Annotated in this window: 10 protein-coding genes; 7 read left to right on the forward strand and 3 right to left on the reverse strand. The window is 42.4% G+C overall.

Going from position 1 to position 16769, the window contains the following annotated elements; genetic code table 11:
• Positions 1-34 precede the first annotated feature (34 nt).
• From rsmG to MUB50_RS13665, 5 genes are all read left to right on the forward strand, one after another.
• Positions 35-754 (forward strand): 16S rRNA (guanine(527)-N(7))-methyltransferase RsmG, encoded by a 720-nt coding sequence (gene rsmG, locus MUB50_RS13645; RefSeq protein ID WP_118625701.1) that lies wholly within the window; start codon positions 35-37, stop codon positions 752-754.
• Positions 755-1057: 303 nt separating this feature from the next.
• On the forward strand, positions 1058-2128 hold the full coding sequence (locus MUB50_RS13650) for an ABC transporter ATP-binding protein (RefSeq protein WP_244791642.1): 1071 nt from the start codon (positions 1058-1060) through the stop codon (positions 2126-2128).
• Positions 2125-2988 (forward strand): ABC transporter permease, encoded by an 864-nt coding sequence (locus tag MUB50_RS13655; protein WP_244791644.1) that lies wholly within the window; start codon positions 2125-2127, stop codon positions 2986-2988. Before MUB50_RS13650 ends, MUB50_RS13655 begins: the two co-directional genes overlap by 4 nt.
• 13 nt (positions 2989-3001) lie before the next feature.
• A complete protein-coding gene (locus MUB50_RS13660; RefSeq protein ID WP_244791646.1) occupies positions 3002-4531 on the forward strand; it encodes a GldG family protein in 1530 nt (509 codons plus the stop codon).
• Positions 4531-6090 carry a DUF4340 domain-containing protein gene (locus MUB50_RS13665; protein ID WP_244791648.1) on the forward strand — a complete coding sequence of 520 codons (1560 nt, stop codon included), beginning with the start codon at positions 4531-4533 and terminating at the stop codon, positions 6088-6090. The genes MUB50_RS13660 and MUB50_RS13665 overlap by 1 nt, the downstream gene beginning before the upstream one ends.
• Positions 6091-6632: 542 nt before the next feature.
• Here the strand turns inward: MUB50_RS13665 and MUB50_RS13670 are convergent.
• Positions 6633-10298: a YhgE/Pip domain-containing protein gene (locus MUB50_RS13670; protein WP_244791650.1), complete on the reverse strand. Its 3666-nt coding sequence runs from the start codon at positions 10296-10298 to the stop codon at positions 6633-6635.
• Between the two features lie 505 nt (positions 10299-10803).
• Here MUB50_RS13670 and MUB50_RS13675 point away from each other — a divergent pair.
• Entirely contained in the window at positions 10804-11394 is a 591-nt protein-coding gene (locus MUB50_RS13675) for a TetR-like C-terminal domain-containing protein (protein ID WP_015526541.1), read from the forward strand.
• 253 nt (positions 11395-11647) lie between these two features.
• On the opposite strand, the gene MUB50_RS13680 is transcribed toward MUB50_RS13675, so the two are convergent.
• A complete protein-coding gene (locus MUB50_RS13680) occupies positions 11648-12601 on the reverse strand; it encodes an alpha/beta fold hydrolase (RefSeq protein WP_138276877.1) in 954 nt (317 codons plus the stop codon).
• Between the two features lie 1164 nt (positions 12602-13765).
• Positions 13766-14215: an SseB family protein gene (locus MUB50_RS13685; RefSeq protein ID WP_138276878.1), complete on the reverse strand. Its 450-nt coding sequence runs from the start codon at positions 14213-14215 to the stop codon at positions 13766-13768.
• Between the two features lie 928 nt (positions 14216-15143).
• On the opposite strand from MUB50_RS13685, the gene MUB50_RS13690 reads away from it, so the two are divergent.
• A complete protein-coding gene (locus MUB50_RS13690; protein WP_158293314.1) occupies positions 15144-15320 on the forward strand; it encodes a hypothetical protein in 177 nt (58 codons plus the stop codon).
• Positions 15321-16769: the final 1449 nt, after the last annotated feature.

Genomic DNA, 16769 nt, shown 5'->3' on the forward strand with positions numbered 1-16769 from the left:
ACAATAAAACACAGAAAATAAGAGAGGAAGCTGCATGTACAATTTAGAAATCCTGGAAAAAGGCTGCGAGGAGCTTGGGATCGCACTCAATGACACGCAGAAAAACCAGTTTATCCGGTTCTACGAATATCTTGTAGAAAAAAACAAAGTCATGAACCTCACCGGTATCACAGAATTTGACGAGGTTCTCGTGAAACATTTCCTGGACAGCCTCTGCTGCGTCAAGGCTGTAGATATGAACAATGTAAAAACCGTTATGGACATCGGAACCGGTGCCGGATTCCCGGGTGTTCCCCTGAAGATCGCCTTCCCGGAAGTGGAAGCCTGCCTTCTGGACTCCCTCAATAAAAGAGTAAAATTCCTGGAAGAAACCTTTGCACTCCTGGGCCTGGAGGGGATTTCTGCCATTCACGGAAGAGCTGAAGAATATGCAAAAAACAAAGCCTACAGAGAAAAATATGATCTCTGCGTATCCAGAGCAGTATCCGGACTTGCAACCCTGTCTGAATACTGTCTCCCGTATGTAAAAGTCGGAGGGCTTTTTGTCTCCTATAAATCCGGTTCTGTAAAGGAAGAAGCAGAAGCAGCAGAGAAAGCAGTAAAGATCCTTGGTGGAAAGATCAGGGATATTCAGTACTTTGACCTTCCGGGATCTGAGATCGGCCGCTCCCTGGTCATTATCGAGAAGGTAAAGAACACCCCGGGCAAATATCCGAGAAAAGCCGGAACACCGCTCAGAGAGCCACTGGCATAAGATACCTCCTGTCGAACAAAGTCAAAATTTGTCCGACAGGAGATTCTTTTGTCTGGGAGTTTCACAAAATTATCACAAATTTATCCTACTTTTATCACAAATTACTTCTACACTATAATCCGATAGAGATGCCCCTGGATTCCCCCATTCTCTGTTTCATCCAGGGGCATTTTCTATTGGTATTGAAAAGACGCCAGAGTCAAAGGGCTTCAGTTTCAGGATCTTTTGCCTCTGGCATCTTATAAAATGGGAAATCGATAATTAAAAAAGGTATTTCCCTGAGAATAAAAGGAGGAGAGTAAAGTGATCGAAGTAAGTAATCTGGTCAAAAAGTATGGTGATCATACTGCAGTTGACCATCTTTCCTTTCAGATCGAAAAGGGGAAAATTTACGGATTCCTGGGCCCCAACGGTGCAGGAAAATCAACAACTATGAACATGATCACAGGATACATTGCTTCCACAGAAGGAAAAGTGATGATCGATGGTCATGATATTCTGGAGGAACCGGAGGCAGCCAAGAAATGTATCGGCTATCTGCCGGAAATGCCGCCGCTCTATTTTGACATGACTGTTCTTGAGTACATGAAATTTGCGGCTGATCTGAAAAAAATCCCAAAAAAACAAAAAGACAAACAGATAAAAGAAGTCATGGATATGGTAAAGATCACAGACATGAAAGACCGTCTGATCAAAAATCTTTCCAAAGGTTATCGCCAGAGAGTGGGTCTTGCACAGGCAATCCTGGGATATCCGGAGGTGATCATCCTGGATGAGCCGACAGTAGGACTTGACCCGAAGCAGATCATCGAGATCCGTGACCTGATCAAAGGTCTGAAGCAGAAGCACACGGTTATCCTAAGCTCCCATATCCTTTCCGAGGTAAGAGCAGTGTGTGATTATGTTCTGATCATTTCCCATGGAAAGCTGGTAGCCAGCGATACACCGGATAATCTGGAACGTCTGGCAGCAGGCTCCAACAGCCTCCTTATGAAGGTAAAAGGCGAGAAAGACACGATTCGAAAAGCTCTGGAAACGATCGAAGGCGTAACCGGAGTGGAAATGTCCTATGACAGCGATGAGAAATTGTGGAAAACAAAACTTTCCATTCAGGAAAATGTGGATATCCGTGAAAAAGTCTTCTACGCTATGGCAAAAGCGAACTGTCCGATCTACGAGATGCAGGTTAAGAGAGTTTCCCTTGAGGACGTATTCCTTGAACTTACCGAAGGAGAGAAAAAATCCGTCGGAAAACCGGAAAGCTCACAGTGGAAACCGGTAGAAGATATATCATCGGAAGAAGAAAAAACTCAGGAGGAAAAAACTGAGGAACCAGAGAAGGCTTCTGATGAGAAAGAGGGGGATCAGTCATGACAGCGATTTTTAAAAGAGAACTGAAAAGCTATCTGACCTCCATGGTTGGATATCTCTTCATATTTTTTGTCCTGGTGCTGACCGGAATTTATTTTTCCGCATATCAGCTTTCAGGCGGCTATTCAAAATTTGAAACTACTTTAAGCGCACTGACCTTTGTGTTCCTGATCGGTGTGCCGATCCTTTCCATGCGTGTACTTGCAGAAGAGCGCAAGCAGAAAACGGATCAGCTTCTTCTGACCGCACCGGTATCTGTATGGGATATCGTATTTGGAAAATATCTTGCACTGGTAGCTGTGTTTGCCATTCCGGTCGTGATCATGTGCGTTTATCCTCTGATCATGAGTAAGTTCGGAACGATTTCCTATGCTTCCGCATACACCGGGATCCTGGGATTTTTCCTTCTGGGATGTGCGAATCTGGCGATAGGGGTATTTATGTCAGCGCTTACAGAAAGCCAGGTAATTGCAGCAGTACTTACTTTTGTATTCCTGTTCGCTTTCTACATGATGAACGGAATTTCCTCATTCTTTTCACAGACCTCCATGTCAACCGCAGTGGCATTCGGACTTCTGATCGTAGCGATCGCTATCATCATCTATACCATGATCAAGAACATCCTGATTTCTGTAGTGATCGGAGCTGTGGGAGAGATTGTCCTTGTGATCGTATACGTTGTAAAATCCAGTATTTTCCAGGGTGGTATCCAGAAGGTACTGAACGTATTTAACCTGAGTGGACATTATGATAATTTTACAAACGGCGTGTTTGACGTGACAGGAATTGTTTATTTTATTTCTGTTATTGCAATCTGCCTGTTCCTTACCATGCAGTCCATTCAAAAGAGACGCTGGAACTAGGGGGTGAATGGAAATGAAATTCAGTGAGGAATTTAAGAAAAATAAAGGTGAGGCAGCCGCACCGGAGGCAGCAAAGGACTCCGGCAAAAAGAAACATAAACCGGATCCGAAAAAGCTGGTAGGCACCATCAGCAAAAAACATATCAAAAACGGTTCCTACAGCATGGCTATGGCAGCTGTCTTTATCGTGATCGTGGTTGTGATCAATATGATCGTCGGTGCGATCCCATCCAAATATTCACAGCTGGATGTAAGCTCATCCAAGCTTTACACCATTGGTGATGAAACAAAGAAGGTACTGAAGGCACTGGATAAGGATGTTACCATTTATCAGATCGCGGCAAGCGGTTCTGAGGACGACACGATCTCCAATCTGCTTTCACGTTATAAAGATGAGTCCAAGCATATTAAAGTTGAGGTAAAAGACCCGGTTGTAAATCCGAAATTTACATCGGAATATACAACCGATGATCTTGCGTCAAACAGCCTGATCGTAGTCTGCGGCGACAGAAACAAGGTTATCAATTACAACGATATGTATTCTTCTTCAGTAGACTATAATACCTGGCAGCAGACTACTACCGGATTTGATGGAGAAGGACAGATCACAAGTGCGATCGGCTATGTGACATCAGAGGATCTTCCGATCATGTATACCTTATCCGGACATGGAGAAAAAGATCTGGATTCCAGCTTTAAAGAAGATATCCAGAAAGCAAACATTGATATCAAGGAGCTGAACCTTCTCACAGAGGGAAAAGTTCCGGATGATGCAGACTGCCTGATGATCGTATCTCCGACCAGCGATATTTCCGAGGAAGAAAAAACAGAACTCCTGGATTATCTTGAGGCAGGCGGAAAAGCTATGATCTTCTCGGATTATACACAGGATGATCTGCCGAACTTTGATGCGGTTCTTGAAAATTATGGTGTAAAGTGTGCAGAGGGAATCGTATTTGAGGGTGATAATCAGCATTATGGAATGCAAATGCCATATTATCTTGTACCAACAGTCAACAGCACAGATGCAAGCTCTGAGACAGCTTCTGCAGGCTCCTATGTGCTGGCACCGTATGCGCAGGGCATTCAGAAAACAGATGATGTAAGAGATACTGTAACCATCGACAGTATCCTGACAACCTCTGACAAGGCTTACTCCAAAACAAATATGCAGAGCAGCAATATCGAAAAGGAAGACGGAGATGTAGACGGACCGTTTGATCTTGGGGTTGCCATCACAGAGAAACTGGATGATGATAAGGAAACACAGATTGTTTACTACTCCACAGCAAATCTGATGGAGAGCCAGGTGAACCAGATGGTATCCGGCGGAAATGAAAAGCTCCTTCTGGAGTCCTTGAACTGGATGACCAGCACGGACGACAGTAATTCCGTTTCTATTCCATCCAAGAGCCTTGAGTCCACAAGTCTGACAGTAACCGATTATGATGCAGCCTTCTGGAAGATCTGTACCATTGGTCTGATCCCGGGAGTGTTCCTTGTTGCAGGATTCCTGATCTGGCTTAAGAGGAGAAAAGCATAATGAAAAAATCGACCAAACTTGTTTCAGCAGTTGTTGTTCTGGCAGTTCTCGGCGGCGTTTATGTGGGACTGAACACCTATGTATCCAAAGAAGAAAAGGCAGAGAGCAGCAGCGAAGAGGAAAGCAAAACAGAAGTGTTTTCCGTGAAAACGGATGACATTAAATCTCTGGAATTTATCGTAGACAAGAAGGAAGTGACCTTTGAGAAAAAAGATGATTCCTGGGTGAAAAAGGATGAGACTGCTTTTCCTGTAAATCAGACAACTCTGGATTCCGCAGCTTCCGCCATCGAAACGGTGGAAGCGGACAGAGTCCTGGAGGATGTGGAGAATCTTGCGGAATACGGACTGGACTCTCCATCTAACACAGTAACTGTGGATACCGCTGATGGGACAACGAAGCTCAACATCGGAGATGAGAATACGTCTACGAATCAGTATTACATTTCCAGGGCTGATGATGACAGCACGGTATATGTAGTGGCAGCGGACACAGTATCTCCGTTTATGAATTCCCTTTACGATTATGCACAGGGAGAAGATTTCCCGACAATTGATTCTTCCACAGTGAAAAAGGTCCAGGTCAGCGAGGATAAAGATTCCTATGTCTTGGAAGAAAATTCCGACGGAGCTACCTGGGATGTTTCCGGTGACGGAAGCAGCGATAAAGAGTCTGCCGATACAACGGCAGCAGGAAACGTAACCTCCGGACTTGGAAGCTTTGCATTTGACCAGTTTGTAAACTACAATGCAGAGGATCTTTCCCAGTATGGCCTTGATAAGCCCTATGCGACGATTACAGTGGATTATCAGGAAGAGGTGGAGGATGACAGCACAGACAGTACAGAATCCGGGGAAAACGATTCTACGGCCTCTGAGAGCGATTCTGAGAACAGTGACACTACAGACACGGACAGCAGCTCAGAAGATGAAGACAGCAAGACAACCACAGTGGATAAACAGCTTGTCATTTACGTCGGTGATGAGGCAGGAGATGGCAGCAGATATGTAACGGTAGATAATAAACAGATTTATACAATGTCAACAGATACACTGAGTGCAGTTATTGACAAGACGCCGTCAGATCTCTGGTCACTGATCGTCAATTATCTGTCTGTAAAAAATCTGGATCAGCTCCAGGTTACCTACGGTGAAACAACAAATACTGTAAATGTTTCACGTGAAACATCCACAGATGAAGACGGGAATGAGAAAGAAACAACAACTTATCAGCTGGATGGGGAGGAAATAGAAAGTACCACCTTTACCACTTTCTACAACAAGCTGATAAACATGGCAGGACAGAAGAGACTGACAGAGGCTTATACACCGGCTGCAGACCCGGAGATGACCGCTGTATTCACAGACTCTGACAAGAATCAGACAACCGTTACCTTCTACACATATGACACAAACTATTATGCAGCTGTCGTTGGAGACAAGGTATTTCTTGTAAACAAAATGACAGTAAAAGAAATGTTCAATGCATATGAAACCATGGTAAACGGTGAAACAGAGACAGAAGCCACAGCAACACCAACAGCTGAGGCGGAAAAATAAAATATTAAAAAAATAAATAAAAACACCTCGGAGATCCGCAAATAATAAGGTGATCTCCGAATATCCGTTTGATGATCAGATATTCGGAGACCACACAGATCAGGATTTTCCGGGGTGTTTTTATGTTGCTGTTATTTTACGGTCCTTACAGATGAATAAGGTCCGTATATTTTTTTACCGTTTGTGATGCGGTATGCACGGATACGGTATTTGGTTGCGGTGCCTGGCTTTTTATCGGTGTAGGTTGAATTTTTTGTTGCATGTAAGTCTCTTATGTATGCGTAGATTTTATGTTGCAGATAAGTCTCTGTAATTGTCGCAGCTTGATTTGCGTAACTGTGCAGGGATTTACCTGATCAGATCTAAGCAAATGCGGATGCTTTTATCCGCTTGATTTTCTGTAGCTGCTATAATTGTAGCGTGGAGAATTGGTGGAGACAACATAAAAAAACTGTACAGAAGCTCATCTGAGCAACTGTACAGTTTTAATTTTTTCTATATCTAACAGAAGGTTCGGGGGAGCTTCTGTCAGTAACTAAGTATTATGCAAGACCTCTTTCTTCCAGCCAGTCGAAGAGAACAACTTTTTCTGCTTTCTTTCTCTTGGTCATGTGATTGAACTGAAGGATCGTCAGGATCGTGAAGATCACTAACAGTGCAACCATTACAATAATGGAAGTGGTAATGCTCCGGCCACCGCTGATCGTTGCACGGAATGCGTCGACCGTATAAGTAAACGGAACGTATGCATGGATCTTTGCAACGAATGAAGGTGAAACCTCAACCGGATAAGTTCCGGCAGATCCTGCAAGCTGAACGACCATGAATACCAGCATCAGGAAGCTTCCTACTTTACCAAGAGTAATGTTGAAGAAGTACATGATAGAGGTAAAGGTCATTGATGTCAGGCAGGCGAAGAGTACGGTTTTGCCCATCTCTGCAGGTGTGAATCCGTTAAATGCACGTAACAGCAGGATCAGGCAGATTCCCTGAAGGATCGCTACCGGATAAAGGACGGAAGCCTTGCTTGCCCACCATGCGAAACCGGATTTCAGTTTGCCCTTATACTGAGCCAGAGGATACATCAGGCAGAATGCCAGTGCGCCGACCCAGAGGCCTACAGACATCATGTAAGGTGCCATTGCGTGTCCGTTATTCGGGACATCGGTAAGTTTTGTTTCGTCGTTTACAACAGGAGTTGCGAACATTTTGATCGTTTCATTACTTGCTGAATTGTCTTTTACAGTGGTAGCTCCATCGCTGAGGCTTGTGGTCAGTGTCTTGGAACCGTCCTTCAGTTCTTTCATACCGCTTCCAAGCTTCTTGGAGCCATCATACAGCTGAGAGGAACCGCTCTGAATCTGGGCAGCGCCATCTGCAAGCTGTTTTGCACCATTGTTAAGTGTGCTGTTGTTGCTTACAAGCTTCTCGGTACCGCTGAGAAGTGTTGAGGTACCGTTTGCTAATGTCTTAGTTCCGTTTGCAAGAGTAGTAGCACCGCTGGAAAGGGTTTTGGCTCCTGTTGAGAGCTTTTTGGTACCGCCTGTAAGAGCGGAGCTGTTTTCGGAAAGCTTAGCAACACCATCGGTGTAGGTTGTGATTCCGGTTGTCAGTGTTCCGGAACCATCGGCTAATGCTTTTGTTCCATCTGCAAGAGTAGCAGCACCGCTGGAAAGAGCCTTGGCTCCTGTTGAAAGTTTCTTGGTGCCATTTGTAAGAGCAGCACTGTTTTCGGAAAGCTTTGCAATACCATCGGTGTAAGTTGTGATTCCATCTGTCAGTGCCTTAGAACCATCTGCCAGCTGACCTGCACCGGATTTGATATCTGGAAGTGCGTCAGTGATCTGTTTGCCGGCTGTTTTCAGATTCTTTGCACCGTCGTTGAGCTGCTTATCATAAGATGTCAGTTGGTCAAATCCATTGTTCAGAGCTTTGATTCCTGCTGCTGCAGCCGGGAAGGCTTTGGCAGTGCCGTCTTCCAGAGACTGAAGTCCTGCGGAAACGTTCTTGGTTCCTGTGTTTACAGCCTGTGCACCCTGATACAGCTGGGTAACACCTGCAGAAAGCTGAGCGATCAGATCTGTAGGAAGCTGACTTGTAGCTGCGGATAACTGCTCTGCACCTGCATTCATGGTTGTTGCGCCTGCACTCATCTGGTTTGCACCATCTGTCATGGCTGTTGCACCCTCAGAAAGTGTACCGGCACCCTGAGTCAGTCCTCCGGAGATCTGAGTCAGTCCGGAAGCTGCTTCGTTAAGTTTGGAGGCAACAGCATTCAGGTTTTCCTGAGTAGAAGAGAGCTGACCGGATACACCAGCTGCAAGCTGTGAAACCTGATCAGAATAGCTGCTCATGTAAGAACCGTCCACGCCAGTCATTCCACCGGCTGTGCTGTTTAAAGCGTTGATCACATCATTCAGAGCTGCTGCGGAAATGGTTCCGTCCTCAGAAGCGGTTGCCTGAATTGCCTGAAGCTGTGCTGCTAAATCGGTCATTGTCTGTCCGGCAGTACCAATCTTGGTATTTGCCTCAGTAAGTGCTTCAGTTGTTTGCTGTCCATATCCTGTAAGGATGCTGCTGACCTGATCACCCACCTGTGAAAACTGTGTGCCTGCATTCTGGAGAGCTGGGATCAGACTGTCTGTGATACTGCTGCTGGTCTGGCTTGTGATGCCTGCGGCCTGAGTGATATATCCGGCCGCATTGTTGATTCCGTCTGCTGCATTGTTCATGCCAGCTGCGGCACTGTTCATACCAGCTGCGGCTGTGTCCATACCATTCTTTGCGGAAGTAAGGCCGGCTGCAAGCTTGTTGATGGATTCCTGTGTTGTTCCCTCTTTCAGAGCAGAAACTTTATCATTCAGGGTTTTCAGTCCGTCTTCCAACTGCTGTGTTCCAGATATCAGTGACTGTGAGTCATCGGTTCCTTTGGTAACACCGGTATTCAGCTGAGAGATACCATTGGAAACGGTTGTGAGTCCGTTTTCAAGTGGGGCAAGCTTTTTTGCACCGGCTGCGAGTTTGCCAGCACCAGCCACATAGGTGGCAGTTCCATCTGCAAGAGTGTCAGCACCAGCTACATACTGTGTTGCTCCGTCGGAAAGAGTATCAATACCTGCACTTAATGCATTTGCACCGGATTCCAGGCTGCTTGCGCCGGATTTCAATGTATCAGAATTTTTATTAAGCTCATCCACACCAGCGGTGTACTGCTGAATACCTTCATCCAGAGTATCTACACCGGTTGTCAGCTCAGGAACCTTTTCTGTCAGAGCTGCAACACCGCTGTTCAGCTGGTTTGCACCGGATTCCAGGCTGCTTGCGCCGGATTTCAATGCATCAGAATTTTTATTAAGCTCATCCACACCAGCGGTGTACTGCTGAACACCTTTATCCAGAGTATCCACACCGGTTGTCAGCTCAGGAACCTTTTCTGTGAGGGTTGCAACGCCGCTGTTCAGCTGCCCTGCACCATCGTTCAGGCTCTTTGCGCCATCGTTAACCTTTGCAACACCATCGGTGTAGGTCTTAAGACCTTCTGTGAGACTGTCAGCACCGCTTACAAAGGTAAGAGTGCTGGTAGAAAGCTTTTTCAGGTTCTTAGTGATCGTTGTATTACCATCAGCTGCTGTATTCAGTCCGTCTTCGATCTTTCCGGATCCGTCTGCTGCTTCCTGCATTCCGTCACCTGCTTCTGAGATAGAATCAAAAACGGTTTCTGTATAGGTTTCTGTAACCTTGGAAGCGATGTTATCGCGAAGCTTCAGCATTGCTGTCTCACTGAGCTTGGAGGCGATATAGTTGGTTCCCGGGTTAGTCTCGTAGGACAGTTCCATTTGTTTTGGATCGTCATCCATTACAGTGGCTGCGTTTGCGGAGAAATTTTCCGGAATTTTGATAACCATGTAATAGGTTCCGTTGGCCAGACCGTCCTCTGCTGTCTTGCTGTCTACAATGTTAAATGCCATTGAGTCGTTGTCTTTCAGTTCATCCGCCATGTCCTTACCTATGCTCAGGGTCTTGCCATTATACTCGACAGGTTTGTCTTCGTTTACCACGGCCACTGGCAGGCTGTCTACGTTTCCGTAAGGATCCCACATGGACTTCAGAAACAGACCTGCATAGATGATCGGGATTACGATAATGGCGATTACGACGATAAGCATGAGCTTGTTACGAAGTAAGCTTTTCCATTCGTTTTTGATCATATTACCTATCCCTTTCTTATTAAATTGTATTATCAAACATAGTTGATTAATCAAACTTTATTCCAGTAATGGTAACGAAATCTATTAATCATATTAAAATCTATTAATAGCTTTGCACTCCATTATCAAACAAAGTGTTGATTTTCTTTACGTGATGTATTATACTAAACACATACCACAGATACAACCATTAAAAATTTACTGAATGTATATTAATAGACGAAAATAATGGAAGTGTCTATTACAAATAAAAAACTGCATAATAGACAAAAAGTACTTTATTTACTTTGAATTTATGTGCAGTTGGTAATATTAAATGCAGACAGGATTCCTCTGTTTCAACTAAATTGCGCAGCAGATTTCTGGTATCATGCAGATCAGTGTAGAGAAAGAGAATGCTTTTGCTCGTTTGAAGGATGCACATTGTATGACAGTTGCAGAGTATCGTAAGTAATAGGTGATGGAGGAAACAGGCTTGCTTTTTTGAATTGCAGGGGGGATTAAGATGGCGGAAAAAGTTGACAGAAGAGTACGTAAGACCAAGGCACAGTTGCGAGCGGGGCTTGCCCGTCTTATGCAGAAGAAGAGTATTAAGGAAATTACGGTAAAGGAACTGGTAGAAGAAGTTGATATCAACCGCTCCACATTTTATCTTCACTATACAGATATCTATCAGATGCTGGAATCCATAGAGGCTGAACTGATGGAGGAAATCACGCATTTGGTGGCAGACTATCCTCTGGATCCTCTTAATAATAAGGAGAGCTCGTATCCTTTTATTGAGCAGATATTTACGATCCTGGATCATAATAAGGATATTTGTATCGCACTTCTTGGAAAGAATGGAGATATGGCTTTCGTGAATCGTATAGAAAAACTGATCGCAGATACAGTGCTGCATCGCTTGTCAATTCGTCTTCCGAAGGACAACCGTGATATTGAGTATGCGTATGCGTTTTGTCTGAATGGATGCGTGGGAATGATTAAGACATGGTTGTCTTCTGAGAATCAGGAGAGTACACAGCATATGGCAGAGTTGACACATAAGCTGATCGATAATACAACACACATGTATCTGGAGCAGGCCCTTAGATAAGAGAAATGTCCGGATGCATGCTGTGAGTCTGGTAAAAAATAAAGAGTATTGTTTCACGTTTGTTTGAGAGAAAATTCATGTTTCACGTGAAACAGTACTCTTTTTTTATTGGCTTTTTGCTGGTTTATAGCATCTCCACAAATTACTGCATGAAGCTCAACGGCTCCGAACATGAACAATGTTCTTTTGATGCGTTGATTTCCCAAATTACTATAGAGAAATTTTGTCTTTGTTGCCGGATCATAAGCTGTTTTTACAGGAAAATAGATACCTGTTCCAGGAAATGTTCCGGATCTTCCAGATGAGGAAGATGTCTGGTTTCCGAGATCACAGCGGTTTCAATGGAAGAATTTAGCTTCTGGTATTCCTCTGCGATAAGAGAAGCTGAAGCTTCTTTTTCTCCGGAAATAATATAGATGCATGCATCGGAAGATTCTACGGCATTATTAATGCTGATATTCAGGTATTTGCCAATGTAGCTGGAATACAGATATTTGGCGTTGGAACCGCCCTTGTGAGCGGATTCATAATAGGTGTCTACCAGTGTATCTGTTACATGGAAGGGATTGTAGAAAAGCTTTTCCATAAACAGACTGCTGATGGATTCGCGGGAAGCTACCATATGGTAGATCAGAGTTCCGAAAATCGGAAGCTCGATAAAATACTTAAAGAGCTTGTTGTCTTTACAAGGTGCCTGCTTCAGGGAACTGAAGCTTGGTGGATTGACCAGCATGATCTTGCGGAAATAGTCGGAATTGTTACGGTAAGCCATGATCGCAAAAGAACCTGAGAAACCACTGGCAATAACATCGGTTTCTTCGCGAATCACATTCTTGGCAAAATCACAGAGTAACTGAGCAAATACAAAATTGGTATAAGTAATATCCGGTTTTTCGGAACGTCCACATCCAAGAAGATCAATGGTGTAAACTGTATGTTCGGTTGCGAGCTGCTTCTCTACGGCATTCCATTCATAACCGGAAGCACCTGGCATGATATCGTGAATAAGAAGAACAGGGGTGCCATGTCCCTGTTTTGTATAAAAAATCTTTCCAAAACGCCAGTCATAGGTTTTGCTATGTGGCTGTTCCAACATGTCTTTAAGCTGAGATGTGGCATCTATGAAACGGTTAGCAATATGAATAACACCTGCGGCAGTTCCGACTAAAGCTGCAAGAGTAAGTAGTCTGTGTCCATTTTTCTTCATAAAAAGCCTCCTGGAATTCGTAAAAATAATCAAGACAGATGTAACGTAATTCAGGTATCTGATCTGATTTTTTCTGAATATTTCTTTGCTTTATTATACGACAGGAACGAAAAATTTACAATGCTTTTGTAGGAACCCTAACCTTGTTATTGTTTGCTGGCTACTGTTCGCTCCGTTCTCAGTAACACGCTCCGCGATGCACAGAATTTATGCTGATCGCGTAAATTGGCGCGGTATGTCTTGGATTTTCTGTGATCTTCACTCACAAAAAACACCTCGCCGGACATTACCAGTTAACAGTAACGTTTGCTGATACTACTGCCCATTCTGTTCTTGACAATGACCGCCAAGGTGCTGTCGTTCTGTCTTTAGCAACACATTTCGTAATGCAAAGAATTTAAGTTAATCGCATAAATTGGCGCGGTATGGTCTCAGGCTTTCTGCGACCGTTGTTTACAAAAAAACTTACGGAATATTGTAACGATCGCTAAGTTGCTGTTTGGTTTGTTTTCAGTAATACGCTTCGCAATGTAAAGAATCTAAGTTAATCGCATAAATTGTCGAGGGGTATGGTCTTGGGCTTCCTGCGACCTTCGTTCACAAAAGCCACTTTGCGGGATATTACGATATTACCAGTGAACAGTGGCATCGCCAATACGCTTCATGATACATAGAAATCAGATTTTGAACCGAATTAAGTAAGTCCCCTGCTTCAATTGCGAAGAGCAATAAGCAGAGGACGGGGACTTGCTTGTATCAAAAGGAGTGAAAGTTCCTTCTGATAAACTGCGAAGTAGTTATTTGGTTATGAGTAAGTTGCGAAGCGGATGCTTTTATCCGCTTGAATAACTGCGCATCGCATCCTATAGCAATCCTTTAAAATAATGCATCTTAATCCAGCCCATCAGAATGTGAAATCTTGCGTCAGATATCTTTGCCGTGCGTCAGCACGCCCGCAGATACCTTCATTGTCATTCGCGCTCTGCTGAACTGTCTTAAATGCATTATTTACGAGGATTGCTACAGTTACTTCAGTGATGAGTTAGACACGCAATTTTTATAAAAAATATATGGAACAAATGTTTACTTAAATGATTTTATACTTCAGTAAAATACCAAGTGTTTCACGTGAAACATTGGACTTGTTATCCGCCAGACCTGGAGTCATACAGGATTGCCGAGGATAATGTTGATAAGAGTTTTGTTCAGCATTAGTGTACGGTTCCATGGATTGAGAATGACTCCCTCAATAGACGGTTCCTGCAATGCAGAAGCAAAAATCTTATCAATATCTGCAGTAAATGTGGACATGATCTTGTCACTGCCTTTTAATTCTTCGTCGAAGCTGGTGAATGCAGCCCACCATTGCTTTCCATCATTGGTTTTGATCGCGTGGAGAGAAATTTTACCATCACCTTTTGGAGGTTCTATGGCAATGATCAGCTGCGCCTGCTCCTTCATTCTGCGGCGGATTACTGTGAGAGCATAAGCAAGCATTTCTTCGCTTGTTTCTTTTTGGAGTGCTGCGATGGCAGTTTCAATCTTTTCATTGCCATTTAAAGTCTTGTCTAATTGTTCTTTATAGAAATCGTTGCGATTATTTGTGGTGTTCATGTATAAAATATTCCTTTCGATCAGATGATAAATTACAAGTGGTCAGTACACTAGCCGCAAACTGCGGGGAGTTTGCGAATACTTTCTTTATGGATTATAGCATTTCAAGGGAAAATGAAGCAAGAGAAGAAGCGTTTTTAAATGAATCAAGTAAGTCTTCTGTTACTATAGCAATCTTCTAAAATAATGCATCTTAATCCAGCCCATCAGAGGATGAAATCCTGCGTCAGATATCTTTGCCGTGCGTCAGTACGCCTGCAGATATCTTCCTTGCCTTTCGCATTCTGCTGAACTGTCTTAAATGCATTATTTACGAGGATTGCTATAGTACAGCGAATATTAAGTAATCGCCAACCGCCATATTGAATTGTCTGATTTTCCATCTGCTGCGTTGTCGTCGGTCACCGTAGTCACCGCTATGCCTCATTCCTCTGCCTTGTAGATGAAGAAATCATCCTGCGTCAATATAGCAGAAACTTAATTTTCGCTGTACTATTCACTGGCAACATTTCGCGAGGTGTTTTTTGTGAGTGAAGGTCACAGAAAACCCGAGACATACTGCGCGAATTTAGGCGATCAGAATAAATTCTGCGCAGCGCGAAGCGTGTTGCTGAGAACGGAGTAAATAGTAACGGTCTCCTGATTCAATTGTGAAAAGCAATAAGCAGCGGGTGAGGACTTGCTTGTATCAGGAGAAGTATTGCCCCCTACTGATAAATTGCAAAGTAGTTATTTGGTGTAGAACTGTGTAGCGAATGCTTTTATCTGATTGATCCAAAGTTGGGTAGATATGTTTGTGTGCTTGAAGGTAAGCTGCCAGATACGATTATCAGTATTTTCTGTGAGTTCCGGTCAGATGCTTTTATGCACTGTACCACTGTACGAGAAATTAACAAGTTAAGCGAATATAGTAAAAAGATATATTTATATGAAAAAAACGGAGAGTAAGGCAGAAAATAAGATGGACTTTGTAGGGGGATATAAGAGTAAGGATAAAATAAAGAGAAGGAAGAGACTGTTTCTGCGAAGAACACACCATGATAATAAAATGACTACAAAAATGATTAAAATACAAATGATAAGTACAATAAAAGGTACTTTATGAAAGAAAATACTGGAGAATAAATAGAAGTAATAGGATATTTGCAAAATAAAAAAACGATAAAGTACAAATTATAGTACTTTAATTAAAAGAGTACAATAAAATGTACTTTATACAAAAATACATAAAAAACCTGCGAAATATAGAAATGTGCACCTGCACACATACGCTAAAAAGAAAAATATCATAGTATGATAAAAATAAAATATAGATATGCCTCTACTTTAAACATGTAAAATGATGATTGATCGAATAAAGGAAGTCGTTTGCTTCGATTATGAAAAACAATAAGCTTTGGGTGTGAAATTACCTGTACTATTCATGACAAACTGTAAAAAAACTCTTCGGTGTAAAACTATGCACCGAATGCAGATGTTTTTATCCACATGACTGGGATAAAGGGAAGACAAGGCAGTGCTTTTTCGGCGTGACTTAGCAGAAAAAGCTTATTAGGTGAAATTATTTTATGCCAGTTTCGTGCCAGAATCTTGTTCAGATACATTTGATATTGGATATTACAAAATGAAACTATGCTTGAAAAAACCTTCACTTAACATGTATATAACGAATATATAACAGGATTGGAAGAAAAATGAAAGAAATACGTAAATCTTTTGTAAATATAATAAAATAAACAAAAATCGAAAATTTAAGTTTCACAATATTATATTTCTGGTTGAAAGATACATGCATTTCACACTATGAAAAACACTCTAAAAATATATGTTTCCATTTACTATATATAGATGTTTTGGTGGAATATAAAGATAATTGCCACATTATTTTGTGGATGAATTTTCTTGTACTTTTTACATACTTTTGTGATACAGATAATACCAGAGATCATATATCAGAGTTTTTTTGATATTTCTTGTTGGTTTTATAACGTATTCGTAACTGTTCAGTACTTTTGAAGTTATAAGTCAAATCACATATTTGAGTGATTTTCTTGATGGCATTTTTATTTTTAACCAGATCAAGTAAGGCCTCTGCTTCAATTAAGAATATCTATTTGATGATCTGTTTTTTTATGTTTCACGTGAAACATTAAGAGGTATCTTAAAAATAGAGAGATATAATCCCATCTTTTACAATTGCAGAAATAAAAACAGCTGTAAGTCTGGTATCTATGTCTTTATGGTAACTTTAATATAGTTTTTAACCGGATCAAGTAAGCTCCCTGCTTCAATTGCAAAAAGCAATAAGCAGTGGGTATGACTTGCTATAGGCGTTTTATGGTAGCGATGATATAGTTTTTTAACCGAATCAGGAGGTCCCTTGCCTTAACTGCAAAAAGCAATAAGCAGTGGGTATGACTTGCTATAGGCGTTTTACGGTAGCGATGATGTAATTTTTTAACTGAATCAGGAGGTCCCCCTGCCTCAATTGCAAAAAGCAATAAGCAGTGGGTATGACTTGTTATAGGCGTTTTACGGTAGCGATGATATAGTT

This window comes from Blautia sp. NSJ-140 (genome assembly GCF_022868965.1).
Lineage (GTDB): Bacteria > Bacillota > Clostridia > Lachnospirales > Lachnospiraceae > Blautia_A.

Bases quoted from the DNA above. Each gene is read 5' to 3' on its own strand.
- rsmG (WP_118625701.1), top strand. From the start codon at position 35: ATGTACAATTTAGAAATCCTGGAAAAAGGCTGCGAGGAGCTTGGGATC.
- MUB50_RS13655 (WP_244791644.1), top strand. From the start codon at position 2,125: ATGACAGCGATTTTTAAAAGAGAACTGAAAAGCTATCTGACCTCCATG.
- MUB50_RS13660 (WP_244791646.1), top strand. From the start codon at position 3,002: ATGAAATTCAGTGAGGAATTTAAGAAAAATAAAGGTGAGGCAGCCGCA.
- MUB50_RS13665 (WP_244791648.1), top strand. From the start codon at position 4,531: ATGAAAAAATCGACCAAACTTGTTTCAGCAGTTGTTGTTCTGGCAGTT.
- MUB50_RS13670 (WP_244791650.1), bottom strand. From the start codon at position 10,298: ATGATCAAAAACGAATGGAAAAGCTTACTTCGTAACAAGCTCATGCTT.
- MUB50_RS13675 (WP_015526541.1), top strand. From the start codon at position 10,804: ATGGCGGAAAAAGTTGACAGAAGAGTACGTAAGACCAAGGCACAGTTG.
- MUB50_RS13680 (WP_138276877.1), bottom strand. From the start codon at position 12,601: ATGAAGAAAAATGGACACAGACTACTTACTCTTGCAGCTTTAGTCGGA.
- MUB50_RS13685 (WP_138276878.1), bottom strand. From the start codon at position 14,215: ATGAACACCACAAATAATCGCAACGATTTCTATAAAGAACAATTAGAC.
- MUB50_RS13690 (WP_158293314.1), top strand. From the start codon at position 15,144: ATGAAAAAAACGGAGAGTAAGGCAGAAAATAAGATGGACTTTGTAGGG.